The 24,640-nt window shown below is 55.8% G+C and carries 20 protein-coding genes and 1 pseudogene; 12 read left to right on the top strand and 9 right to left on the bottom strand.

Features of this window, described 5'->3' with window-relative positions; all coding sequences use genetic code 11:
* Window positions 1-93 precede the first annotated feature (93 nt).
* The 10 genes and pseudogenes from AC2S2E_RS05330 to AC2S2E_RS05285 form a co-directional block, all read left to right on the top strand.
* Window positions 94-552: an acyltransferase family protein gene (locus AC2S2E_RS05330; protein ID WP_486523994.1), complete on the top strand. Its 459-nt coding sequence runs from the start codon at window positions 94-96 to the stop codon at window positions 550-552.
* Between the two features lie 131 nt (window positions 553-683).
* Window positions 684-1,637 (top strand): hypothetical protein, encoded by a 954-nt coding sequence (locus AC2S2E_RS05325; RefSeq protein WP_486523993.1) that lies wholly within the window; start codon window positions 684-686, stop codon window positions 1,635-1,637.
* The gene (locus AC2S2E_RS05320; protein WP_486523991.1) at window positions 1,634-2,488 is read left to right on the top strand and encodes a sugar phosphate isomerase/epimerase family protein; all 855 of its coding nucleotides are present in this window, start codon (window positions 1,634-1,636) and stop codon (window positions 2,486-2,488) included. The genes AC2S2E_RS05325 and AC2S2E_RS05320 overlap by 4 nt, the downstream gene beginning before the upstream one ends.
* Window positions 2,478-3,470 carry a glycosyltransferase family protein gene (locus AC2S2E_RS05315; protein WP_476105850.1) on the top strand — a complete coding sequence of 331 codons (993 nt, stop codon included), beginning with the start codon at window positions 2,478-2,480 and terminating at the stop codon, window positions 3,468-3,470. The genes AC2S2E_RS05320 and AC2S2E_RS05315 overlap by 11 nt, the downstream gene beginning before the upstream one ends.
* Window positions 3,460-4,287, top strand: a complete 828-nt coding sequence (locus AC2S2E_RS05310; RefSeq protein WP_476105851.1) for a glycosyltransferase family 2 protein — start codon at window positions 3,460-3,462, stop codon at window positions 4,285-4,287. Before AC2S2E_RS05315 ends, AC2S2E_RS05310 begins: the two co-directional genes overlap by 11 nt.
* 3 nt (window positions 4,288-4,290) lie before the next feature.
* A complete protein-coding gene (locus tag AC2S2E_RS05305; protein WP_486523990.1) occupies window positions 4,291-5,442 on the top strand; it encodes an FAD-dependent oxidoreductase in 1,152 nt (383 codons plus the stop codon).
* On the top strand, window positions 5,439-5,861 hold the full coding sequence (locus tag AC2S2E_RS05300; protein WP_476105853.1) for a GtrA family protein: 423 nt from the start codon (window positions 5,439-5,441) through the stop codon (window positions 5,859-5,861). The genes AC2S2E_RS05305 and AC2S2E_RS05300 overlap by 4 nt, the downstream gene beginning before the upstream one ends.
* 13 nt (window positions 5,862-5,874) lie before the next feature.
* Window positions 5,875-7,587, top strand: a complete 1,713-nt coding sequence (locus AC2S2E_RS05295; protein WP_486523989.1) for a hypothetical protein — start codon at window positions 5,875-5,877, stop codon at window positions 7,585-7,587.
* Window positions 7,580-8,857, top strand: a complete 1,278-nt coding sequence (locus tag AC2S2E_RS05290; RefSeq protein ID WP_486523988.1) for a hypothetical protein — start codon at window positions 7,580-7,582, stop codon at window positions 8,855-8,857. The genes AC2S2E_RS05295 and AC2S2E_RS05290 overlap by 8 nt, the downstream gene beginning before the upstream one ends.
* Window positions 8,858-9,005: 148 nt before the next feature.
* A pseudogene (locus AC2S2E_RS05285) lies at window positions 9,006-9,122 on the top strand (IS66 family transposase); the annotation flags it as partial.
* 246 nt (window positions 9,123-9,368) lie between these two features.
* Here AC2S2E_RS05285 and AC2S2E_RS05280 read toward each other — a convergent pair.
* Window positions 9,369-9,731 (bottom strand): hypothetical protein, encoded by a 363-nt coding sequence (locus tag AC2S2E_RS05280; protein WP_476105856.1) that lies wholly within the window; start codon window positions 9,729-9,731, stop codon window positions 9,369-9,371.
* A gap of 251 nt (window positions 9,732-9,982) precedes the next feature.
* Window positions 9,983-11,611 carry a glycoside hydrolase family 71/99 protein gene (locus AC2S2E_RS05275; RefSeq protein WP_486523987.1) on the bottom strand — a complete coding sequence of 543 codons (1,629 nt, stop codon included), beginning with the start codon at window positions 11,609-11,611 and terminating at the stop codon, window positions 9,983-9,985.
* A gap of 219 nt (window positions 11,612-11,830) precedes the next feature.
* On the opposite strand from AC2S2E_RS05275, the gene AC2S2E_RS05270 reads away from it, so the two are divergent.
* Together AC2S2E_RS05270 and AC2S2E_RS05265 are read left to right on the top strand one after the other, a co-directional pair.
* Entirely contained in the window at window positions 11,831-12,253 is a 423-nt protein-coding gene (locus AC2S2E_RS05270) for a hypothetical protein (protein ID WP_486523985.1), read from the top strand.
* Window positions 12,250-14,550 (top strand): hypothetical protein, encoded by a 2,301-nt coding sequence (locus tag AC2S2E_RS05265; protein ID WP_486523984.1) that lies wholly within the window; start codon window positions 12,250-12,252, stop codon window positions 14,548-14,550. The genes AC2S2E_RS05270 and AC2S2E_RS05265 overlap by 4 nt, the downstream gene beginning before the upstream one ends.
* A 176-nt stretch (window positions 14,551-14,726) precedes the next feature.
* Here the strand turns inward: AC2S2E_RS05265 and AC2S2E_RS05260 are convergent, their stop codons facing one another.
* The 7 genes from AC2S2E_RS05260 to AC2S2E_RS05230 all read right to left on the bottom strand — a co-directional run bounded on the left by AC2S2E_RS05260 (window position 14,727) and on the right by AC2S2E_RS05230 (window position 24,404).
* Window positions 14,727-15,908, bottom strand: a complete 1,182-nt coding sequence (locus AC2S2E_RS05260) for a glycosyltransferase (protein WP_486523983.1) — start codon at window positions 15,906-15,908, stop codon at window positions 14,727-14,729.
* Window positions 15,909-15,946: 38 nt separating this feature from the next.
* On the bottom strand, window positions 15,947-17,077 hold the full coding sequence (locus tag AC2S2E_RS05255; RefSeq protein ID WP_476105861.1) for a glycosyltransferase: 1,131 nt from the start codon (window positions 17,075-17,077) through the stop codon (window positions 15,947-15,949).
* 184 nt (window positions 17,078-17,261) lie between these two features.
* Window positions 17,262-18,407, bottom strand: coding sequence for a tetratricopeptide repeat protein (locus AC2S2E_RS05250; protein WP_486523982.1), 1,146 nt, complete (start codon window positions 18,405-18,407; stop codon window positions 17,262-17,264).
* Between the two features lie 80 nt (window positions 18,408-18,487).
* On the bottom strand, window positions 18,488-20,677 hold the full coding sequence (locus tag AC2S2E_RS05245; RefSeq protein ID WP_486523981.1) for a GumC family protein: 2,190 nt from the start codon (window positions 20,675-20,677) through the stop codon (window positions 18,488-18,490).
* Window positions 20,678-20,717: 40 nt separating this feature from the next.
* On the bottom strand, window positions 20,718-21,233 hold the full coding sequence (locus AC2S2E_RS05240; RefSeq protein ID WP_486523980.1) for a polysaccharide biosynthesis/export family protein: 516 nt from the start codon (window positions 21,231-21,233) through the stop codon (window positions 20,718-20,720).
* 185 nt (window positions 21,234-21,418) lie between these two features.
* Window positions 21,419-22,642 carry an O-antigen ligase family protein gene (locus AC2S2E_RS05235; RefSeq protein ID WP_486523979.1) on the bottom strand — a complete coding sequence of 408 codons (1,224 nt, stop codon included), beginning with the start codon at window positions 22,640-22,642 and terminating at the stop codon, window positions 21,419-21,421.
* A 475-nt stretch (window positions 22,643-23,117) separates the two neighbouring features.
* Window positions 23,118-24,404 (bottom strand): sugar transferase, encoded by a 1,287-nt coding sequence (locus AC2S2E_RS05230; protein WP_476105866.1) that lies wholly within the window; start codon window positions 24,402-24,404, stop codon window positions 23,118-23,120.
* Window positions 24,405-24,640 lie beyond the last annotated feature (236 nt).

Raw genomic sequence — 24,640 nt, 5'->3', positions numbered from 1 at the left:
CATAATCGCCTGCAAAAAGTCTGTTCAAGCCAATCAATACTTGAATTTTACGCGCCTTGTTAAATCGTGATCGTCGTGTGTGGCCATATCAGTATGTCATTTTACATCGATTCCAGCCAGGTTTCTCATTCCGCAGCCGCAACCGCCGCTTATGCATCATCCGCATTGGACAATCCGGTCGTCATGGCCGCCGCCCGCGCCAAGCCTGAAGGCACATGGTACACCGTTCTGGCACTTGGCCTTGCGGCCACCTTTGCCATTTTCGCTTTTGGCGAGGACCAAAACAAGCCTTCATGGGCGCTGGACAAATTATCGTACGCTTCGGAATGCACCTACTCGCTCTATGCAATCCACATGCCCATCGTCGTAATTTTGACAGCGATGCTCGTCCCGAGCCACCATGGCAGATTCGAGTTAATGTCTTGGAATGCCGTGATATTGGCAGGGATAGTCGCCATACTTTACGCCATTGCGTGGATATTTGCGCGATTGACGGAACAGAACACAAATCAAGTTCGGCGCTGGCTTTCAAACGAATTTCTTCCGAAATGATTGACCAATTTCGATACTGGATAAGCGCGTAATAGGTGTTGTCCCTAGGGCCTGAATAGAATACTTCTCGCAGTCGCGGAATGCATGCGTTCCGCCCGCCTGACATCAAATTTAAGGACCGTGATCGGCTTATGCGTACCGCTTTGGTTGGCTTTACCGGCTTTGTAGGTAGCACCCTGACACGTGCGCGCGAATTTGATGACATGTATAATTCGCGCAACATCGGCGATATCGCGGGAAAATCCTATGACACGGTGGTTTGCGCGGCTGCGCCCGCCACAATGTGGGCCGCTAACCAGAACCCCGCCGCCGACAAGGCCAATCTTGATGGTTTGTTTGCCGCATTGCGTCAGGCCAAAACGGAACATTTCGTTCTGATCTCGACCATTGCCGTACTCGACAATGCCGCTGCCGGTTATACCGAAACCAATGCCGCCTTCGAAGCTGAAAAAGCCTATGGCCTCCATCGGCGCGAGCTGGAAGAGCGGGTCGCAGGCCATTTCGCCAACAGCCATATCATGCGCCTTCCCGCGCTGTTCGGTCCGGGCATCAAAAAGAACTTTGTGTTCGACCTGATGAACCCCGCCCCGTCCTTCATCAAGCCGGACGTCTGGGAAAAGACGCTTGCGGGCCTTGCCGGCGCCGAGGCTGCCCTGCTCTCGCGCTATTATGCGCTGGATGAGAAGCTGGGGATGTGGGGGCTGGACCGTGCCACGCTCAACGGTTCGCAAGACCGTGAGAATGTGAATGCGATTTTCCACCAGATCAATTTCGTCGCTCGCAATTTCACCAACAGTGAAACGCGTTTCCAATATTACAATATGGAGCGCCTGGCCGACAATATTGATACCGTGATTGCCACCGGTATCGATACGCTGAACGTTTGCTCCGAACCGCTTTCGGCAGCCGAGGTTTGTCAGGAATTGACAGGCGATACATTCGTCAATTCCGCGCCCCCGCTTTGGATCGAGGACATGCGCAGCATTCACGCAGACAAATTTGGCGGCACCGGCCCTTATCTGTTTGATCGAGCCAGCGTGCTTGCCGATCTCAAGGCGTTTTTCGCCACGGAATCCGGCCGATGAAGCTTGCAATCTCGAACATTGCATGGGCGCCTCAGGATGCGCGCAGCGTCTATGCCATGATGCAGGCTCATGGTTTTACCGGACTGGAAATCGCCCCCGGCCTCGCCTTTGCCGGCCAAGAGGACGCCTTTGTCCCATCGGCCGGCGCAGAGGCGGCATTCCGGGCGGATCTGGCCGAATTTGGCCTTTCCTGCGTGTCCATGCAATCTTTGCTGTTCGGTGTTGTGGGCGCAAAACTCTTCGGCTCGGCTGAGGAACTTGCAGCCCTTGAGCGCGGATTGGAACGCGCGATTACACTGGCGGGTCGTCTGGGTATTGGCAATCTGGTCTTCGGGTCGCCCGGCAATCGGGTTATCCCCGAAACCATGGCCCATGCTGATGCACAGGCCCATGCCGCCGATGTTTTCCGCCGCCTTGGCGACAAGGCGCAGGCCGCAGGCACGCTTTTGGCGCTTGAGCCAAATCCGGCGGCCTATGGCACCAATTTCATGACCACCGTGGCCGCAGCGGCCGATTTCACGCTGTTGGTCGATCATCCTGCCGTCACGCTCAATTACGACATGGGCGCGCTGTACATGAATGAAGAACAGGACCAGGCAGGCGCGCTTTATCGCCGCGCCGCCGGCAAGGTCAGCCATGTGCATATCAGCGAACCGCAATTGGCCCCCGCGCCTGCCGATACGGCCAGTTTGCAGGCCATTGCCACCGACCTGATCGGGCAAGGCTATGACAAGTGGTTCTCAATCGAAATGCGTGCGCCGGGCGAGAACGGACTGGCCATTATCGATCAATGCCTGGCCGCCACAGCCGGTGCGATTTCTTCGGCAAGGATTGCAGCCCATGCGCAGTGATATGCTGGTTTCCGTCGCGGTCGTCGATGAAGAAGGGCCGCACATCACCATCCCGCGCCTTGCCGCTGTGGCGCGTGCTCTGGAACAGAATTTTCGCTATTTCGAACTGATCTATCTGCTGCGCGAAAGCCAGCGGCCGCAACTCGATCGTTTCGCGGCGGAAATTGCCGGATTGGCCAATTTGCGCATCATTCTGACCGGAGAGGGCACGCGCTTCTATCGCCAGCGCCTCATTGCGACGATGGAAGCGATCGGCGATGTGGTGGCCCTGTATGATCCCGATGATATGCCGATTGAGGATCTGGTCACCCAAATCGGTCATGCCAAGGATCGGGACGAAATCCTGATTGGCTGGCGCCCATCGCGTCCGCCCAGCGGGTGGAGCTATCGTCTGCTCTCTTTGGCGTCGAACAACGTGATTTCGGCGCGGGCCGCGCGCACAATCATCTTGCCGCGCGAACCGCTCAACGCGATTGCCGCGCGTAAAAGCGCATCCATCGATCTGCGTTTCGAAGCCCGCAACGCACCGACACATTACAACCGTTTCGACATCACCACCCCCGTCCGCGCCAAGGCCGGCTTTAGTCAGCGCTATGAATTGCTGATGGAAATTCTGCTGGCAGGGGCGCCGCGCTTTCTAAAGCTTTATGCTGCTTTGGGCTTTCTGGTGGTGGCGGGCTCCACGCTTTACAGCTTCTATGCCATTGCCGTCATCCTGCTGCGCGATCATGTTCAGGAAGGCTGGTTTTCCACCGCCATCATCCAGTCCGGCTCTACCGCGTTCATCGCGGGGGGCATGTCGATTTTGGCGATTGCGCTGGTCGCTGTGCTTGAAGTGTTGAGCGGCGGCAGCGCAAGGATGATCGTGGACGAGATCTCGAACACCAATTTCTTCGACAAGGTGGAAGACCTGAACGTCGAAATGTCGGGCGATACGCCCCCCCTCGGACAAAACGGCATCGGAGAACAACATGTCGCCTGAAGCCTATGCCCAAACCGTTGCCGAGCGTGGCTGGCAAGTGCCAGCATTCCGCGCCGAGCCATTGTTTGAAAAGCGTTCGCGCCACGTCATCATCATCCCCGTCATCAACGAAGGCGAGCGTATCCAGCGCCAGCTTCGCGACATGGCCCAACTGGGCATCACCGCGAAAATTGATACGGTGGTGGTTGACGGCGGCTCGACCGATGGCTCGCTGGAACCGGATTTTCTGAACAGCGTTGGCGTGCGCGCATTGGTGACCAAGACCGGCAAGGGCAAGTTGTCGGCGCAATTGCGCTGCGGCTATGCCTGGGCGCTGATTGAGGGCTATGACGGCATCATCACCATCGATGGCAATGGCAAGGATGGCGTCGACACGCTGCCCCTGTTCAGCCAGGCGCTGGACGAAGGCTTTGGCTATGTTCAGGCCTCACGCTTTATCAAGGGCGGCCATGCGGAAAACACGCCGCTTTCGCGCTGGCTGGCAATCCGGCTGATCCATTCCCCGGTGCTGAGCATGGCAGCGGGCTATTGGTTCACCGACACCACGCAGGGCTATCGCGCCTATTCCAGCGCCTATCTGCTGGACGAACGGACCCAGCCCTTCCGCGATATTTTCACGCGTTATGAACTGCTCGCTTATCTGACCGTGCGCGCCAGCCAGATCGGATACAAGGTCAAGGAAATCGCGACCAGCCGCATCTATCCGGCCAATGAAGCGATCCCGACCAAGATTTCCGGCATGTCGGCCTTGTGGGATTTGCTGATGGTGCTCAAAGCGACGCTGTTGGGCGAATATCACCCCAAGGCAAAGGTTTAAGCCATGAATGCCAAGCCACAGCCCGATTTTGATGTCGTCATTATTGGCGGCGGCTTTTTCGGCTGCGCGCTGGCGCTGTTTCTGCGCACGATCTTTGATCGCATTCTGGTGCTCGAAGAACGCGATGCGCTGCTCACCCGCGCCTCGCGCGTCAATCAGGCGCGGGTGCATACCGGCTTTCATTATCCACGCAGCTTTGTCACCGCCCTGCGTTCGCGTGAGTTGAGCCACCGCTTTTCACGCGATTTCAGCAAGGCCGTGGTCGATGATTTCCAGATGCTTTATGCGATCGCCAGCCGCCGCAGCAAAGTGTCCAAGGCGCGTTTTCTGCGCATGTTCGAAGATATGGGCGCCCCTATCGCCCCGGCCAGCGTGTCGGACGCCGCTCTGTTCGATCCCGAATTGATCGAGGGCGTGTTTGCCTGCACCGAATTTGCCTTTGACTGGTCTGTTCTGCGCGATCATCTGGCCGAGCGTATGGAAAAGCACGGCATCACGCTGCGCCATGGCCAGACCGCCGAAAAAGTGGAATTCCGCGAGGATGCCTGTCTGGTCCATCTCGCATCTGGCGAAGTGGTGAGCGCGCCGCATGTGTTCAACGTCACCTATGGCGGGTTGAACCGCGTGCTGATGAACAGCGGGATTGAGCCGCTGCCGCTGAAATATGAATGGGCCGAATTGGCGCTGGTGGCCCCGCCGCCAGAGATGAAGGGCAAGGCCGTGACCGTGATGGACGGTCCATTCTTTTCAATGATGCCTTATCCGTCGGAGAATCTCTATTCGCTTACCCATGTGCGCTACACGCCGCATATGAGCTGGGTGGACCGCCAGGGAGGACGCTCGGCCTATGCGGTGGGCGATGGGCTGTCCACCAACACGCGCTGGCGTCACATGATGATGGACACCCGCCGCTATATGCCCTGCGCGGGTGACCTGGAGTATGTGAAGTCGGTGTTCGACGTGAAGACGGTGCTGACCCGCAACGAACGCGATGATGGCCGCCCGATCCTTTTGCACCGCCACCATCGGGGGCCGAATTTCTACTCGGTGATGGGCGGCAAGATCGACAACATCTACGACCTTTTTGACGTTATGCCCGCGCTCGATCCCGCCTTTGCCAAGGCCGACATGCGCTATCTTCTGGGCGAGGCATGAGCATTTCCGCACCCGCCGACCAGAGACGCGAAGCCTTGATGGAGCTTGTGCGTTATACCGCCGTGGCTGTGCTGGGGCTGGGAGTCGATGTTGGCATTGGCTATGCCTCGCGCCGCCTGCTGGGGGTCCCGCTTGTCGCTGGGGCCGCGCTGGGTTTTCTGGTGGGCGTTGCGTTCAATTATGTCCTGTTTGAATTCTGGGTGTTTCGCCATGGCCGCCTCACATGGCTGCGGCTGGGCAAGGCCTATGCCGCATCGCAAGGCGCCATTATCGTCCGCTTGGGCTGTGTATGGCTGCTGGGACGCCTTCTGGCGGGTATGGCGCAGGCGGATCTGATCGTGCTGGTGGGCGCGGCGGGTATTTCCTTTGTCGTCAATTTCTTGCTGACACGTTTGTTTCTCCGACAAAAATCAACCTAAAAGGGGCCGTGGCGTGACAAAGGCTCATTCTGTTTCTGACCGTATGGCGCCTGTCCTTGTGGCCATGCTGGGCTTTGCTGTCCTGCTGCTGCTTTATGCGCGTTTCACCGCGGTTGACGCGGTGGTAGCGCCCTTTTTGCAAAAGGCCGCTGATCCCTCACTTTATGGGCTGGACGATTACGTTACCCATTCCATGGTTTCGGGATCGACGCCATTGCTGGCGCTGCTGGGATGGTTGCATCTTGATGTTACCCAACCGGGGATTTTGGTCACAATCTATCTGGCCACGGGCGCCTTGGCAGGGACGGCGATCTGGCGCGTGCTGGGCAACAGTTTTGGCGTCACCGATCCGTTAATGCGCCTGACCTTGTTGGTGGCTTTGGCGTTTATCGATTTCAAACTGATCCAGTTCAACAAGGCCTCTTGGCTTCAGGAACATAATTTCTCCTTCACCTTCATCGCGCTGGCGCTTCGGGCTTGGTTTGTCTGTTTTCTGATTGAGCGGCGGGTGGTGGCCATGACCGCCCTGCTCATCCCGATCAATCTGCTTTCGCTCAAGGTCGGCTGGCCGCTGGTCGGCTTTGCCGGACTGGCCCTGTTGGCGATGCGCTCGACATCTCCGGCCGCATGGGGGCTGTTATTGCTGTCCATGGCCGGTCCCGGGTGGAGCGCGTTGCACAATATCCAGCCGATGACGCCGGATGAAAAGATGATGATGACGCGGGTGTTGCTTCAGGCTTACCCGCTGGAAGACAATCCTTTTGCCGGCCCCATTTTGCAAACCGCGCTGTTTTTGGGCGCCATGCTTTTCTCCTTTTTGGAATGGCGCAAACTGTCCCCGGCGTTGAAGGCACCCATTGGCGCCATCCTTCTGGGCAGCATGCTGATCTGGCTGGCGGGCGGCCTCTATCTGACCTGGGGCTGGAAAATCGCGCCCATTCCGGTCGCCGTCCTGCTCAGCCCTGCCCGGGGGCTGGAAACGGCAAGTTTGATTTTCTTCGTTCTGGCGCTCATCCGCCTGAAGGACACCCAATGGCTCAATGGACTGGAACGCGCGATGCTGCTGGTCGCGCTGATCGTCCTGAAAGTCACCAGTGATGGCAAGTGGATCAAGCTGGCTCTGGTGATTGCGGTGGCCATGCTTGTGCTGCGCGCCCTGCGCTCCTTGACGCAAAGGCGCGGGATCAAGATTTTTGCTCTGGGCGACTTTTTAAGCCTGCCGCTTGCCATGTCCGGTCTGGGTGTGGGGCTGGGCCTGTTTCTGGCGGCCAACCTGTCGGGCGACCGCACGGTCTATCGGCTCGACAGTAAATTGGGCTTTGTCGATCAATCCATTCCTGCCGATGCGTTGGGGCTGCTCTCGACAATTCGCGGCGACCGGGTGGATCGCAGGTTGTTGATCGTATCGCCCAAAAAGAATTGGGTCTTGGCGCCGTGGAATACGATCGCACGCAAAAGCGGCCTTGATGGCAATGTCTATTACCTGTCCTCGCCCGATGCCATCCGCCGTCAGCAGGAGCGGAATGCGACAATAGGCAATGTTCTGAATGGTTTGCGGCATGGCCTGATTGACGCAGACACACAGGCAAAGCTGGCGGCCTGGCATGTCAACCTGATGCTGCCGCGCGAGGCGGCTATGGCCTTGCCCGGATGGCGCATACAGCAGGCCAACGGAAGCTGGGTCGAGTTGAGCGCGCCAACAGATATGGTGCAAAGCAATGGCTGATATTGGAATTATCAGGCGCGTGATGGATGCGCGATGGGCGTTCGGACTGTTCCTGTGCCTGACCTTGCCGATCGTTTTGTCGGGCAATGCCGGACATGATGGTTTGGCCTATGATGCTGTCACATTCCATCTGCCCCAGATCAACTATTTCCTGAACCACCCCGGCGATCTGCTGACCTATCCTGCAACGGCAACCACATTGCCTTTGTACCACGCGCTTATGGGCGTGATCGGACATCTTGCGGGGCTGGCCACGGTGGACAATTCCTCCCTTGTGGTACGGCTGGCCCATTTCATCATCAGCGCTGCGGGTCCGCTTTTGCTGATCCGTCATTTGCGCCGTCATGCCGACCCCGCCATGGCTCTGCTGCTGGCGTTGCCTTTGACGGCCTGTTGGTATGTCATTTCCGGGGCGGTCTATTTCGGGACTGATGGTCCGGCACTGACGCTGGTGCTCATCGCCTTGTTGGGGTGGGAAAGGTCGGGGTTGATCGCCCAAGCGGCGCAACTCCTGCTGATTGCGGGCACGCGCCACCTTTTGTTACCGTTTGTCGGACTGTTATATGGCATTCGGGCCTTGGCCACACGTTCTGTGACCAAGATTCTCGCCGTCGGTATCGCGGCGCTGCCCGCCGTGCTGATGCTGGCGGTTTACATCCGGCAATGGGGTGGACTGACGCCGCCGGGCATGGTGGCGGCTTTAAACCCAAAAGGGTTGTTCCCTTATGCCCTGCTCGGTCATCTGGGCGTTGCGGGCATGTGGGGCGTTGGATTTGGTGCGTTACGCTTTCAACAATGGATCGCCCTCGGCCGCGAGCGCAGGAATCGAGTCCTGTTCATCGCACTCAATCTCTTGGTTTTGGCCCTGTGGTCGGTCGTACCAACCGACCCGATCCCAGAGGCCGGGCGGTTTGGCTCGATCACATGGAGCCTCGCGCGCATCGGCCTGGTCGGACATCATTCCGCGGCCGTGTTGATCATGGCCATGGCTGGGGCGACGACTCTGCTGCTGATGGCACTGGATTTGAAAGCTGCGGGCCAATTGCCGTCCGAAATCTTGGCCTTGGCGGGCTTTCTTTGCGCACTCATGCTGACGTATGCCGCCTATCAACGCTATAGCGAGCCCATGATATTGGCCGCATTCACGATCGCAGCCAGCAAGACATGTGGCCGCAGCAACATCTCATTGGCGCATGCCTTGCCCTTGCTGGGCCTGTGTCTGATGTCGATTGCGGTGACATTGCACCATCTTCTGCCGATGAAGGGCTGAATCAGGTCTATTACCCAATTGTTGGGAAATCGTTGGAAGGCAATGGCTCTGTCTCCAGCGTAAGCGCGCAAAGCGCTGCACCTGTTCAGCGCTGTCGACATGATTGATTGTGTCCACGAGGGGATTGTGGGCAGTGAGGTGCTATGCCCAAGACGCCAGGATGGCGATCGACGACAATCTTCTCGAACGCGACATCAGGATCTTTGCAACAGCCAGGAAATCCTGGCTCTTCTGCGATACTCCGGATGGAGCATCAGCCCGCGCGCATTCGAAGCCAAGGTGGCATAGTGAGATAAGTGACCGGCACAGTCGGAAGTCCCGCCTCACACTCCTTGATCATCCCGATAATCCGCGCCTCGGTGAAACGGCTCTTCCTCATACGTCTGCTCCTTACAGTGGCAGACTCTACATCAGATTGGGGGAACTTTCGGGGGGCAGGTCAGAAGCACAATAAAAAAGCCCCTCCCGAAAACAGGAGGGGCTTTCTAAGCTGTAGGCTTAAAGCAACAGATCAGCGCGAAGAAATCACGACTGTCGTATTGCCGTTATTGTCATTGATCACTTCGGTTACGATGAACGAACCAGCCATCGCACCAACCATCGGCAAGGCGAAATTGGACATTGCGTTCCAAGCGCCCAGACTGATGGCCTGAGTGGCCTGAGCTTCGACGCAACGCGTCGCTGCATTCTTACCAGCAACCCGCTTTGCCGAGACAAGGCACGATGCACCCAGGTTACGCTTGGGAGCAGCGTTAACCAACTGGCTCTTTGCAGCAGCCGGAATGGCAGCCGACGAGCGAACCTGCGTGTTTTGAGAGGGCGTGCCGGCCACCAAACCGGCAGCGGCGAGTACCACAAGCATGTTAGTAGCCATCTGAGCTTTCTCCTAGTTAGGTGTAAACCAGTAGCACACTGTGGAGGGCAGAGTCGAGGTTTGATTTCGCACTGCAACAAAACTCTATGCAAAATATATATTCTTGTGCGGGGAAACTTTGAAAAGCCGATCCAGAGATTTGAATGAAATGGAATTTTTCTATATTTCGCCGCCGATGGCCCATGAACGAATTGGACGCTCAATGCCAAACGCTGGCGTATTTGGAGAAAAATTAAGGTGAACTTTCTCCATTACCCCTGCTTGTCGAAATAGGCGTCAGAATACCAGATATAGCCGCTTTTATAGACAACCCGCACGACATACTTATTTTGCTCGCCAGATCGGGTGCCATTATCGTTGGAATTGCGACCGAATGAGAGCCTGCGATTAACCGACAAGACAGGGTTTCCCGTCGGCAGTTTAACCTGATCGATCAAATTACCGTTCATCAAAAGATCTGCGGAAAGAACATTTAATAAATTCAAACCTTTGATCGTGAAGACGCCCGCGCGCCAGTCAATAGAAAGTGGAGTATCGCCCGGTGAAAATTCGCGACTGCTCACACTATAGTAATTGATGGGGGGGCGATCCGCAGCACGCGGACCGTTGTGAAACAGAACTGGGGCGGATAGAATTTGTGCACCTGCGCCACGTACTTCCATGCGATAGGAGCTTGCAGATCCAGATGGACGCATAACGGGTATTTTGAGTGCGCTGAAATTCGAGGCCAATGCACGAAATATACCAGTTTTCAGCACGTTGCCTTGCCCATCCATTAACCGATAGGTCAGATTGAGAGGCTGCGTCGAAGGGTTGATCGCGGCGATTTCAATCGAGCTTTTATCATCGGGATAGATAATTTGCGGTGATGTCAGGTAAAATGCTGGTCGCAATGGATATGTTCGTCCCAGGAATTTACTGGAAAACCACAGGTTGATATCGGAACGAGTGTAGCCCCACGTGCTGTCCGGCATGAGGTTTGTGTGTTCAACAAAATCATTAGCGGTTGTAAAATAGACCCAAGGGGATCCCGATTTTATGATTTCGTTCCAATAATCGGTTAGCCTTTGAGTGCCCAGCGCATCCACGCCAAAACCGATGTATTGTCCATTTCGCGCACTTCCCCGAAAGTATCCAGGCATCACACTATTGATCCAGAACCTTCCGCTTTTCTGAATGTTCAGTGAGAAATTCCGGTTGGAGTCAGCCGCGCTTCCCGTGCCTGCGCTTGAGAAATTATAGGCAGCATCCCAATTGGGCGCCAAGCGCGAGGCAATGGCCATCTTTTGCCCCGGCGCTTCATTGGCCACCCCTATATCGCCGGCCAAAAACACCTTGTAACCTGCCTTGGCCAAGCGTTGCCGCAGCGTGGACCAAAAATCTGCTGACAATTCGCGCGAGCCATAAAAGAAGACGATCAGGCGACCGTCCCTTTGAATTGCCGGATTTGAATATTTACGGGCGACATCATAGGCGCCGGTGATAATATTGAAAATGTCATTTTCAATGCCGGGGTAATATCCTGCATCAATGCAAGGTGCGACAGCGATGGATGACTTTTCTAGAAACGCTACCATTTTTTCATAAGCAGACAGGCCGGGCGCCTTACTATTTATTTGCGGATTTATCTCGTAGCTCAACCCATTAACGCCGGTATTTTTGAGCATTGCAACAAATCTATTCTGAAAGTCAGCACCTGACTTGTCATCCGGCATCATCAGCGTGATGGGATAGGTCGCACCATATTGCATATGCGTATCATTGGGCATGACTGGATAATAATGGGCCCACACGAACTTGGGCATGGGCGCTTGCGCTTCGCCTATATGCGGAAGTGAGGCACACATCAGCATCCCCAGTGTGAACAATGCCTTTTTCATAGGGTGAGTCCCTTCTTTCCTGCGCCCGGTGCAGGGTGATGGCCCTAAGCACTAAATGGGTTTGGGTGAGTGCTGACTGAACGATTTGAACCTTGCCTCGAAATCCTCGCCTGTCACTCGGTTCCCAATCCGCAGCAACACCCTAAATTGGATTTTTGCGTTTCCTACATGTACCGATATGGTTAGCATTCCTTTCAGTTAGACTCGAAAGGACGAGCTATGTTGACCCCTATCAAAATCCCATCCGGCTATATCACGCCCACGGCCATGACGTTTTCGGCGCCCGATAATTTCGCGAATTTTGTATCGAGCACCAGCCCTCTTCCTGTCACCACGACGGGCGGACCTGCAACGGCCCTCTCCGGTCAGGCCAGTTCGAGCATCAGCGTTGGCCCCTATCTGCCCGTCATCGGGCGCAGTGTAATTCTGGCTCTTTCGGGCACATGGGAGGGGAATGTTTCCATCGAACGTTCAACCGATGGAGGCATCACATCTTTGCCCATTACCATCGGCGGCGCGCCTTCGGGCGTTTTCTCGACCAATTGCTGCGAGGCGATCTGGGATGAGAGCGAAGTGGGAGCGCAGCTGTATTTGCGCATGACCATCATTTCGGGAACCATTAACTACCGGGTGGCGCAATGATTGATTTGGTTTCACGCCGATTGGCGACGCAGGCCGCCAGCAACGCTGCCGCTGCCTTACGCGCCGCGCAGACCCGCTCGATTGTCCCCACCCAAATCGGTGCCGTGGGGGACGGATTGTCCGGAACCGCAGACCAAGGCGGTTTTGATGCCGCATTGTTGAACATGATTTCATCGCGTTCGGCCGCCCCCACGGGCGTGCTCGGGCCGTTGGAATATCAAAATGGCATCGTGATCGAACCGGGGATCTATGATGCGGGTGATCTGACGCTGACTGACGGTTCGTTGCGTCTTGTCGCGCGCATTCCCTGGACGGTTGTGATTCGAATCCCGGATGGCAAATATTTCTGCCAGCAGACCGGCCAACCCTTTTCGATTGTTTGCGACGGCATCATCTTTGTCGGCGGCAAGGGCGCGTACAAATCGACGCGTACGGCCGTCAACGTCATCAACCTTTGCCAATTCACCCGCTGCCTGTTCTACAACTATACCGAATGCGCGATCAGCAACAATTCCTCGGACAGCCCTTACCTCAAGGTAAAGGACTGTTTTTTCGCGGGGAAGCCGGGCAACTCGACCGTCGGGATTGCGTGGGGGGGCTACGTCGATCAAATGGTGATCGAGGATAACAGCTTTGGCCCGAACGAATATCATATCGCCGTTGGCCCCTATCTTTCGGGCAGCTTTCACATTCGGCGCAATGACTTCATCGGCCAGGCCAGTTTGCCGACCAAAGCGGATATTTGGCTTAAGCCCAACGTGTCCGACAGTGGCGACACGAATGGCGGCCATGGCTCGATGATCGAGGCCAATAAGTTCGGCGCCGAGGGGCAGGTTGCGGGGCAATGCGGCCCGCGCATCCTGATCGCGACCGAGGACACGTCCTCCGGCACCGATCGCGCCACCTATCGCCCCAGCACGACCGACACCGGCTATCTCTCCGGCTTGCGCATTCAGAATAATCGAGTGGCCTCAATTACGTCGCCCAATGTTCCTTTTATGCGCTCCTACATTTCCAATTTGCGCGGCATGCGTATGGGCGGCGACATCTATGTCGGCGGCCAATATACCCATGTTATTGAATGGCCAAACGGACGATCGCCTAATTATTCAAACACCAACAGCGATTTTGAGTTTGACGATGCCAGCGGGACGGTTCCCTTGGCATTTTCCAGCCATCTGTGTGGCCGCTTGCGCGACTGGGCCTGCTATTGGCCGGGTGATGTCAACCGGGTCGAACTCTATCCGGTCAGCGACAACCCGAAGAACGTCTGCCTGCTCAACGGGGTAAGCCAGATCATGCGCACCCCGATGAGCGGGGTAACCAGAGTTCGTACTGGCGATACAAGCGGCGGTCAGGATTGGGATCTGGTCACGGTGGGTGCGGCCGGGGGCGGCATGGTTTCCGGGTTCACCGCCGCCAGTTTGCCCAACGGGCAAGGTACTATTTTCCTGGAATTGGCATTGCAAAGAGCCCCGATCCGAAGCGTGTCGCAGGTTACCGTCGAAGTCTTCAATTATGCCAACAACCTGCTCGCCTTTCAACGAACGGTTCCTTTGCCGGAAACGGCCGGGCGCCTCATTCAGCCCGTAAGCCTGCCTGCCCATGCCTCGCCAACGACATGGCAGGTCCGGGTAAAAGCGCCTGTGATTACGGCCGGCAGCGCTGATCAGTTCATTACCGGTGATTGGATTGTAAATACGGGCGCGGCTCGAATCGGTAGAGAAAGGGCGCTGGCCCAATATCCGCTTTTGCCTCGCAATCGGACGATGGTCGGCGGCGGCATCAACACCTGGCCGACGGGTTGGTCGGGCACATCGTCGGGTGGGTTGGCCGGCCTGACAATCACTGTGAATGCAGTGGGTGCCGACAGTAACGGCAGCTTTATCGAGTTGCAATTCGCCGGCACAACCACAAGCGCTGGCAAATTTACTGTCTATTGCGAATCGACCAAATCCGTTCCCGCCATCAGCGGCCAGACATGGATGTATTACATGCCGATCGCTTTGACGGCAGGGTCTTTGACGGGATTGACCACCCTGTCGGGCTTTGACGGCACCAACGGGGCCATGGCGCTCAGTCTGCCTAATTACAATTCCTCAAACGCGCTTTTGACCGACATCCTGACGGCGTTCACGCCCACGGCTACGGTGGCAAGTTTTGGGAATGGGGCAATCACGCTAACAAACGGGGCCACGGCCTATATCATGCCAAGCCTTGTATTCGCGTTCCCAAGCGGCGCGGCTAACAACTTTACCGTCCGCATGTACACGCCAAGTTTGCGTCGTGTGAACTGATAATCGACAGAGACTCTGCGTGGCGGAACCAACGCTACGCAGAGTCTCTACTGATATTCGGCGACTTGTTATATCCGTGATGCCTTGCATCGCCTCATCAACGATATTGTCAGCATAGCGGTCGGACAAGGGGCGGACAAGGCAAGGCATCAAATCCCCGATTCGACCAGGAAGCCTTAGAGCGTCGCTCCCATTTCCTGCATAAACCGCGCAACACGCTCTTTAGCCTCAGATGAATCTGGAAAGAGCATAACCTCGACCGCGTCGGCGAATCGCTCCGAATCCCCCATCCAACGGCGTTTGAGCGATTCTTCTTTCATGCAGTTCCAGGATTCTTCGTCATGAGACAGCAGGGCCATCGCGCGACCGACGCCTTCTGGTGAATCCGGCTCGACGATATAACCATTTACAAGATTTCGCGTCAGCGCATCATTGGAACCGACCGGCGATGAGGTCAGCATCGGCGCGCCAAAGGCCAAAGCCTCGTTGACGACCAAGCCCCATTGCTCCTCGGTGCTGACCAAAACGAGCGCCAGGCTCTTTGCCAACACACCGGCCACCTCAGGGGCGGTAAGAAAGCCCGAAAATTCCACGAGATCATCGATGCATGCCGCGGCGATTTGTTCACGCAACGCACCTTCAAGCGGTCCGGAACCCACCATAACCAATTTGTGGGCGTTTTCAGCGCCTACGCTTTGTACATAGCGGGAAAAGCCATCTATCAACACTTCCAAATTCTTTTTCGGCACGAAACGTCCGACATAGACAAAAGGCCGATCACGGAACGACACGCCCTCAACCGGCAAATATTTCTCGCCCTGCTTACGGACGCGGTCCAGTCCGACGGCGTTGTAACCCGTCAGGATCGGCCTTTTTCGAAACCCCAGAAACCGCAAATATTCCATCTGTCGGCGGCCACCGACGATGGCGCCCTGATAGACCGAAAGTAACGCGCCCTTGACCAATTCAATCCATGCCGACCTTGGGTAATCGTCATATTTGGTGGCGCTCATCATGATGACGCGAACGCCTGACAGTCGCAGCAAAAGCACCATCGGCAGGATTTCAGGCTCGCTGTATGCAACGCCGATGAAGACAGTTTTGCATTTGCGCAGGACATTGTATTGTTTGCGAAATCGCGCCCAAGGCGTCGTAGCCTCATAAAGCGTGTCCGGAAACAGCGTAACCGTCGTCGCGCCTTCTACGTCCTTGAACGGTTCCCAAACATAGAGATTGGATTTGGTGCAAACCTGCACCGCATAGACTTGCGCTTTACCGGCGAGGCGACTGGCCGCAGCAACGCAACGGTCGACATGATAGGCTGAAAACTGGGCCCAAAGGAAGCCGACTGCTTGCACAGAATTCCCTCTTCTACTCGGCCACAGTGGCCAATTATTTATTTCAATCCCGCAAGCTGCATCACGGAATTTGCAAAGAAGCCGACATCCGCCATTTGTTCAAACGTCGATGAAGCCTTCGCCATAGCGCGCCATTGATCCTCGGACTGGACCATTTTCAACATGGCCGCAGAAATTGCTTCGGCGGAACGCGCCTCAACAACAAAGCCATTAACGAGATTACGAACCAACAGATCAGTTGACCCACAACTGGCCGACGCAATGACGGGAATCCCTAAAGCGACAGCCTCGTTTACGACCAACCCCCATTGCTCTTCATCGCTTACCAAAAGCAAAGCCAAGGATTTGGATATGGCTGTGGCTACCTCATTAATAGGTAGAAATCCAGTCATTATTACTTTTTCAGTTAACCCGAGATCTCTAATCCGCCCCATGATCTCGGCGCGCTGCGGCCCATCTCCCATCAATATCAACCGCCGGGAACTGCTCGCTGCTTGCTCACAATACCTGTGAAAGGCGTCAAGCATATTGAGAATATTCTTCTTGGCCACGAAGCGACCCACAAAAAGAAAATCGCGTTCATGCCATGAAACCACATGATGATCGCCAACAGCAATTTTCTTCATCCGGTCGATGCTGACGCAATCGTAGCCGAGCAGTACCGGCCTATTTTGAAATCCAAGGAATTGGACATATTCACGATGTCTTCTTCCCGCGACCAGCGCCCCGGAATAGGCTGAGAGGCCAACAGACTTCAAAAATTCGAACCAGTTCTTTCTTGGTGAATCATCATATTTGGAATCAATCATCAAATATGTCTTCACGCCAAAAAGGCGCAATATCCAAACCAAAGGGATAATTTCCGGTTCATGATAACCGATGCCCATAAACACATGATCACATTGCACCAACTGGGAAAAGAGTTTGGCAAATCGGCGCAAAGAGGACACTTCTTCAAATTTATTATCTTGAAAAAGCGTAATTTTTTTGGCCCCGGCAACAGATCCTGACGGCGCCCAAGCATAGAGTTTGGATGAGGTCGCTACCTCTATCGCATAAATTTCTGCCATCTCCGCCGCCAATGCGGCTAATGCTTCGCAACGATCAACATGATATGCGGCAAACTGGCTCCAAACCAACGCCAACCGCTTTGGCCGCAATTTACCCATAATTTACCCTACCCCTAAGGTAGTAAGAGTTTAGCCCAGTTCCAATTTCGTTGGAAGGTTAATCGCCATAAACCCATAAAAACGTCGTTCTGTACAAAATATTTGTAAGCTGTTCACCATTTGCATTGCCAATGATCGAATTCCAGCGCCGATACCGAAGGGTATAAATCGCACCAGAAATTTATTAATTGGCACTTTTGATCAACGACACCGAACCAAATACAATCGGACGCGGCGTTGGCTGAAGCGTAAATTGCAATGTCCATGCTTTGCACGTTTGCCCGATCCGCAAATCCGCCTGCCAACGCCCTCGCGGCAAAGCCGTGCTCTTGGTCGGCAGAATTTCACTGGCATCCGAACACCACAATTGAGGGGTCAGCGCGTTGCTGGTGTTGCCATCTTCATCCTTGGCCATCCACGTAATCCGGTAAATGCCGGACTCAACCATCGCAATCTGACTGGCCGCAACCATGGGCATTGGCGATACGTTGCGCATCGTCAGGAATTTTCCGCCCGCCTTTTGACGCTGACCTTCAACGTTCAAATCGCCCGATGCCGGGACGCGCCAACGGAACGGCACGGTTTCCTCATAATCAGGACTATAGGCGTCAAAATTGCCATCCATGATGGCTCCGGCCGGCTTATCGTCGCAATGGTCGCGCCACAGGCTAAAGGCGTCATCGATCAGGCCACTGCGCGCCAAAGGTTCCACAACCTGAGCGATCTGCGCACAACCGACCTTCATTCCACTATCGGCAAGTCGGTGCAGCAGCCCCAGCCGATTGGCCAGACGCTGCCCCTCGAGCAATCTGGTACTGGCCACATAATCGCGCACCCATTCAGGCTGCGCCTTTATGCGCGCAATTAATGCATCGCCAAATTGCGGGTTGGCCTCAAAGGGTGCCGTCAGTTCCGCGTTCGACGCAAAACTGGGCCAGGTCCGTAACATCCCATCCAGACGCAAAGCCGCAATTGGGCCATCGTTCAGCGCCATCGCAGTTTGCATCCAGAAATATTGCGTGATCGGATCGCGCCAGCCCATTTTTCCGGCGGTCAGAAATACCTGATAGGCCTGTTCCCCCTGCCCCTTGCGGCTCAGTGCGGTGGCATAAAGTCCAAGGCGCCTTGGATCCAGCGGCACATTCCGTATCGCTTCACGCCCGTATTCAACGGCCGAAGCATTATCATTTCGACCTAAAGCAGAACGCAGATCAGCAAGCTGCGCATTCACTCGCAGCGCAGAGGGTATCGCGGCAGGCAGAACCTTGCCGGCCGTTTCCCCCCTGTCGGCGCCGACAACCAGCGCCAGCAGCGCATAAGCGCCAGCCAAAGTGGCCGCAGCCCATCGAACAGGTCTTGTTAACAAGGAACCATTCCCATCGTGCTCTGCGGTCGCCCCACTCTCATGGATCAACGCTGGCCGTAGCTGTACTGATACTGATAATATTCATAGCCATAGTAGGACGAATAGCGGCTGCCGCTCTTGAGCGGATCGAACTTCGTCAGCACGCCGCCCAAAATATTGGGACGCACCGCGCGCAGACGACGCAAGGACGTTTTCAACGCGCCATGCCGGCTGCGGTCGGATTCGACAATGAACACAACACCTTCAACGATTGCGGCAATCATCGGCGCGTCCGCGAGCCCCAGAACCGGCGGCGAGTCAATGATGATCACATCATAGACGGCTTTGGCTTCCTCCAACGCCTCACGCATACGCAGGCTCGACAAAAGTTCGGTCGGGCTGGGAGGGATGGGGCCGGAAGTCAGGAGCCACAAGGTCGATTGGGGCGCCTGCTGCGCCAGATCCGCCATGGTTGCGCGCGAAGTCAACACATCGGACAAGCCCTTTTGATTGTCATAATCGATATGTCGATGCTGTGACGGGCGACGCAAGTCAGCGTCAACCAGCAGAACCTTTTTGTCCATTCGCGCCAAAGTTCGCGCCATGGCATAGCTGCTGGTGGACTTACCTTCGGCTGGCTGCGCGCTGGTCACCATCATCAGCTGCGGCAAGCCCTTGGGTGTCGCAAAAAGCAGAGAGCCACGCAGCGAGTTATACGCTTCGGATATCTGGGATTTGGGATCATCAAGATCCATGACCGGATTATCACCGTTGGACACCGGAACCACGCCCAGAAGCGGGATTGAAAGCTTACTTTCAATATCCTCGGGAATGCGCACTGAATCGTCAAACTGCTCCTTGATCAGCAGAATGGTAGTGGTCAGCACGATGCTGGCCGCCAAACCGTACAGGAGGTTGCGCAAAATATCAGGCGAGCTGGGCCTCGAGGGAATCTGGGCAATATCGATCACCGAGATATTCGACGTGCTGATCCCTGCCGAAGCGTTCAGCTCTTTGTAGCGCTGGAGCAGGCCGTCATAGAGCTGGCGGTTCGTTTCGACTTCATGCTGAAGCAAGTTATATTGAACAGAGCGATCCTGCTCATTGAGCGTATCGGCCTTGAGCCGATCAACCTGCGAATTGAGCTCGACCTCAGACTTGAGCGCAGCTTCATATTCCATCCGAACCGCGTTGCGCACGTTATTGGCCAGGGTCTGAATCTGGCTGTTGAGAGCCTGGACCTGGGCCTGTTTGGCCGCAACGGTGGGATAGCCATCAAGGTGACGCGCGCGCTCTTCTTCCAAAGCGGCCAATGCCGTCGCGCGCTGGGTCAGCAACGAAGAAACCGCGGCATTGGTCACGACTTCCGATGCGTTGAGCAGGGGGCCGGCGTTGATCGCGCGCCAACGCGATTCAGCGGCGATGCGACGGGCCTTTGCGTCATTGGCCGACTGGTTGAACTGATTAAGGCTGGCACCGATGACCGACGTGCTCTGCATGCCGGGCTGGCCGTTGGCCCCCGGCGTGGAGTTGCCCGAGTGAATCAACCCGGCCGAGCGCGCATAATCGTTGAGCGTACGTTCGGATTGTTCGAACTTGTCCTTCACCTGCACCAATTGCCGAGCGAGAAATTCGCGTGCATACCCCGAACTTTCAAACTTGCGCTGAAGGTTCGACTGAATAAATTCAGAAGCATAGGCATTGGCAATCTTTGCCGACAGCACAGGATCGGCCGATTCAATCGAAATCGTCGCAATTCGGCTGTCACGCGGAATCGTCACGTCGAGCGACTTCATCACGAGGCTGGCAGCCCCCAACGACGCCTGCGTACGTGTAGATCCCGCACGTGGCGGCTTTCCGCGCATGGCGGTATAGAATGCAGGGTTGTCCACCAATTTAAGCGCATCAACCACACGCAAGGCCAGAGATCGGCTTTTGAGAATGTCGACCTGCGTTTTCAGATAGCGGTCCGCATCCTGCATCGCGGCCGCATCTTCACCCTGACTTTCGTCATTATCCTTGGACAGCACGCGATTGGCGCCGCTGTTGATCTGGATCGTGCCGCGCGCGGTATAGATCGGCGTCTGCAACAAGGTTGCGGCTACTGATATAAGTATCGACCCGAAAAACAGCGACCCGACCAAGGTGAGATTGGCCCGCAACATCGCATAAATATAGCGAAAGTTCAGCCCCCCTCCCGTTTGGCCAAAGGGGTTTTCCTGTTCCGGATTTTCGGGTGCAGCAGCTGTAGACAAGGTCAAATTTCCTGATGCTTGTGCCTGATCCGACAACGGTTCAACGCGCTACGTTGTAATAGATATTGGCAAAGGGCGCCGCGGCGAGAACCTCATGCCAGGTTCCCTTCAGGGCGGAACGGCCCACCACAACCACATCTCCGGGCAGGATTTGCGGATCGGGATTTCGGCCATTGCGAATGTCTGACAGGTTAAAGCGAGCGCCTATACGCTTCTCGCCTCTTTCCCGGAAAAGGTAGATTTCGTTAAGCTTGGCATCCTTGGTCGGGCTGCCGGCCAAGGCGATGGCACCCAACAGCGTCATGCCCGGCGATGCTTCGAAACGGCCCGCTTTTTGCACCTCACCTTCAACGGTAAGGCCATATTTGGCGTGTTCCACAATGCTGATGGAAACCAGCGGGTTGCGAATATAGGAAACAGCCAGACGCTTTTCGATTTCCTCACGCACGGATTGGGTATTGCGCCCAACCACCGCAAATTCGCCCACCAGCGGCATCTGAACCCGGCCCGCGCCATCGACCCAATACTGCTCATTGCTCAGATCAGGTTCGCCCACGACACGGATCGCAAGCCTGTCTCCCGGCTGAATAGCGCCAGGATCAAAGCCATTCTCTGTGGCAGGGATCAACTGATACGCCGCATTGCCGGACGGGATGGACGCATTCGGCCTCACCGTTCCGCAACCAGCCAAAGAGAGCGCCAAAACGATCCCAATTGTGCGCCGTTCCACCATCTTCATACCTATATTTCCAATTCGGAACGAGTTGTCTTTTGTCGCGCACCACAAAGGATGATCGCAACCATCACCGCAAATATAGCTTCAACAGACATAGAGCGTAATGGATAATCGAACACTGAATGTGCTCCAATCAGGAACAGGCCCCAAAGCGCACACCAAATCTGCCATTTGCCGGGTCCAGAGGATTGGCGCAGACCCTTGACGGCCGCCCCGACCACGATCGCGACAATAACAGCCAAAATGACCAAGGCGGGAATACCACCCTCGAGATAGAGTTCCAGAAAGTCGCAATGCGCGCGATTGATGATGCGATAGCCAAGCCAATCAAGCCGTTCATCAAGTTGAAAAACAGGCTCAAACGTGCCCATCCCGGTGCCCCACGGAGCGTATTTATCAATCAGATAGAGCGTGTCTTTCCAGATTTCGGGCCGCAATTCGGTGGTGGTGGTAAAGCGGCTCAAGGCCAAACTGACCTTGGGAATGCTGCCGATCAGCGCCACCCCACCCGCGATGATCAACGCAAGCAACCCGGCGCCGACCGCCATGGCCCGGCGTGACATGCCCAGCGCGGGTCGCAAAAAGGCCAATTGAAGCAAAAGCGCGAAAGGCACCATCATCATGCCAAAGCGCGAACGCGTCAGCACCACAGCAAGCGCAAAGAGCAAGCCGATGGTTCCATTAAGGAGCAGAAAGCGCCAGCGACGGTTCGCTATCGCCGCCTTGGGATACAGTTCGCGAGTGATGCCGCCGACGCAGACGATCGCAATCAGAAAGATATCAGCCTGCCCGCTCCGATTGGATTGAAAACCGGAAAGAATGGCCGAATTCGGATTGTAGAACCGCAATGGATTGCCATCAGCACCCGATACCTGGACCGCACCAACCGCCAACGCCAGCAGAGACACCAGAACCAGAAGGATCAAAAGCAGCACCCGTCCCGATGAACGAAGCGAGGACGCCAGCAAAAGCATGATCGCGGCTGGCACAAGCGTCATCAGAACAGCCAAAGTTTCAAAAGGAAACAGGCTCAACGGACGCCAACTATTCGCAGCAGCCACCAATGTCAGGGACTCGCGCATCAATTCCCGCCCCGGCAAGGCCTGCCAAACCGCAGAAGGCAGCGGCACCAGTTGGAGAACCGGAACCGCAATGGCCAGAGCCGCGATCGCGTAAGCCGTCAGCGGCGGTGTTCCTTCATCGCGGCGCATGGCCAGAAGCCAGACCATCGCGATTATAGCAACAATGGCCTGCACAACGCCCGCCAAAGCAGGGGCCGCGTCCCCGCCGCCCCCCGCCAGCAACAACATGAGGAAGCAGGCCGCCGCCAGAGATCCCGTTCGACCTTGATTAACGAGGAGGCTACGCACTGGCTACTCCCCGGTATCTGCACATGTCGGCGCGAAACACCCATTCGTCACAAAAGCCAACCGATATGGCAAACAGATTGCGCCAAAAAATCGCTGCACTTTTATACGATTAGCCATGAAAGGCGTCATAAATATTGCCACCTTCCACCGACGAAGGAATACCCGTAAAAGCACTTAGCGAATACACATATCGAGAAAACAAGTCCAGCATGACAGTGCCGCTCGCGCTGTCGTATTCATCGCATGCAACCCAATTTCCCGCTTAGCATTTGCCATTTTCGCCACCTTGGCACCCATGCAAATACGTATCCGACGCAGATCCGCCCTGTATCGCTCAAAAAGCCCGTGAATGGACAACCACCCGAATGGTCATCAACATGATCCAAATATCACGCCAGAGCGACCAGCCATGCAAATACTCAAGATCGGCATAGAGCCGCTGGGTCAGGTCGGTTTCGCAATCGGTCGCACCGCGATAGCCACGAACCTGGGCCAGCCCGGTCAATCCAGGCTTAAGCGCGTGTCGCTCCCAATAACGCGGGTCAACTTCCCAGAACAATTTCTTCCCCGCCAATGAACCTGTGGCATGTGGACGCGGGCCAACAAGGCTCATATCCCCACGCAAAACATTCAATAGCTGCGGTAATTCATCGATGCTGGTCGAACGGATGATCTTGCCCACCCGCGTAATACGCTTGTCATCCTTTGATGCCGATTGCGTACCATCACGCCCAACCCTGTTCACGCTCATGCTGCGAAATTTGAAAATCGGAAAAAAGCGGTTACCACGCCCAACGCGACGCTGAACAAAAAATACCGGACCGCCGTCTTCCAATTTGATGGCCAATGCGACCAACAGCAGAATGGGCGAAAGCAAAAGCAGCGCCGAACCAGCGACAAAAGCATCCAGCATCCGCTTCTGCAACCGATCGCGCAGCCCCATCGGACCTACTGAAACCAGCAGCAACCCGTGGCCATTGGCAATTCTTGCGCCTTGTGCCGAAAGTTCAAGCACAGTGTCATCCACCACTTCACCAGCGACATTGGCCCCCTTCAGGATGATCGACCAACAGGCGCGCCGCTCCGGTACCGAGCTGATCACAACACGGTCCGCATTGCGAATAATCATTCCGATACGATCAAGCGCGTTGGGGTCATCCAACGCGGGCGTCAGTGCAAAGCTCTGGGCCGATACGTGAAATGCGCCGGGCAGGGTAATATTGGGGCCGCCATCGTCGATAACCAACTGGTTGATCACCGAAACACCGCAACGCCAGCGCACCACACGCCGCATCAGCACGCGATTGACCAGTACAAAAAGAGCCGACAGCACAACGCCAATGGTGAACAAGCTGCGCGAATACTCCGCCGCAGAGCGGGCGTAGAACGTGATGAAGGTTACCGCAGCAACGGACACACCCAGCGCCAAAAGCGCCCGCGTCACACTATGGCTCGTGCTGCTCAAAGAATTGAGGGAATAGGCGTCATTGTACAGAGCAATGGACAGATAGACCGGCAAAACCAATTGCGGCAAAATAGTTGCCGATTCGGTTAAAGCGTCCTGGCGAAGATAACCGGCGCAAACAAACCCCGCAAAAATTGCCAGAATGTCACCCAGCATGAAGATGAGGTGGCATTGCAAGCGTCGTTGCTGCAACGAAGGCATCAACGGCATACGCAATGCTTTGGCTCTTGCCTTGGCTCGTTTCCGCAACGAACCGGAAACACGTGCTACTGGCGCGTTCATGCTTGCTCCACCCTGCTAATTTTGCCGCATCAACGTCGGTTCGAAAAAGGCGCAAGTCCTGTTAACTTCCGATCTGGCCACCCTTAGGTAAAAACCCTAACACGCCGCTG

It is taken from the genome of Novosphingobium sp. 550D, assembly GCF_057401885.1.
The sequence above is the reverse complement of the archived record's forward strand: the minus strand, read 5'-3'. Positions and strand labels throughout refer to the sequence as shown.

What these genes read in the sequence shown, in the direction of transcription:
- AC2S2E_RS05330 (WP_486523994.1), top strand. Translation starts at nt 94, where the DNA reads ATGTCATTTTACATCGATTCCAGCCAGGTTTCTCATTCCGCAGCCGCA.
- AC2S2E_RS05325 (WP_486523993.1), top strand. Translation starts at nt 684, where the DNA reads ATGCGTACCGCTTTGGTTGGCTTTACCGGCTTTGTAGGTAGCACCCTG.
- AC2S2E_RS05320 (WP_486523991.1), top strand. Translation starts at nt 1,634, where the DNA reads ATGAAGCTTGCAATCTCGAACATTGCATGGGCGCCTCAGGATGCGCGC.
- AC2S2E_RS05315 (WP_476105850.1), top strand. Translation starts at nt 2,478, where the DNA reads ATGCGCAGTGATATGCTGGTTTCCGTCGCGGTCGTCGATGAAGAAGGG.
- AC2S2E_RS05310 (WP_476105851.1), top strand. Translation starts at nt 3,460, where the DNA reads ATGTCGCCTGAAGCCTATGCCCAAACCGTTGCCGAGCGTGGCTGGCAA.
- AC2S2E_RS05305 (WP_486523990.1), top strand. Translation starts at nt 4,291, where the DNA reads ATGAATGCCAAGCCACAGCCCGATTTTGATGTCGTCATTATTGGCGGC.
- AC2S2E_RS05300 (WP_476105853.1), top strand. Translation starts at nt 5,439, where the DNA reads ATGAGCATTTCCGCACCCGCCGACCAGAGACGCGAAGCCTTGATGGAG.
- AC2S2E_RS05290 (WP_486523988.1), top strand. Translation starts at nt 7,580, where the DNA reads ATGGCTGATATTGGAATTATCAGGCGCGTGATGGATGCGCGATGGGCG.
- AC2S2E_RS05280 (WP_476105856.1), bottom strand. Translation starts at nt 9,731, where the DNA reads ATGGCTACTAACATGCTTGTGGTACTCGCCGCTGCCGGTTTGGTGGCC.
- AC2S2E_RS05275 (WP_486523987.1), bottom strand. Translation starts at nt 11,611, where the DNA reads ATGAAAAAGGCATTGTTCACACTGGGGATGCTGATGTGTGCCTCACTT.
- AC2S2E_RS05270 (WP_486523985.1), top strand. Translation starts at nt 11,831, where the DNA reads ATGTTGACCCCTATCAAAATCCCATCCGGCTATATCACGCCCACGGCC.
- AC2S2E_RS05265 (WP_486523984.1), top strand. Translation starts at nt 12,250, where the DNA reads ATGATTGATTTGGTTTCACGCCGATTGGCGACGCAGGCCGCCAGCAAC.
- AC2S2E_RS05255 (WP_476105861.1), bottom strand. Translation starts at nt 17,077, where the DNA reads ATGGGTAAATTGCGGCCAAAGCGGTTGGCGTTGGTTTGGAGCCAGTTT.
- AC2S2E_RS05235 (WP_486523979.1), bottom strand. Translation starts at nt 22,642, where the DNA reads ATGGTCTGGCTTCTGGCCATGCGCCGCGATGAAGGAACACCGCCGCTG.
- AC2S2E_RS05230 (WP_476105866.1), bottom strand. Translation starts at nt 24,404, where the DNA reads ATGCTGGGTGACATTCTGGCAATTTTTGCGGGGTTTGTTTGCGCCGGT.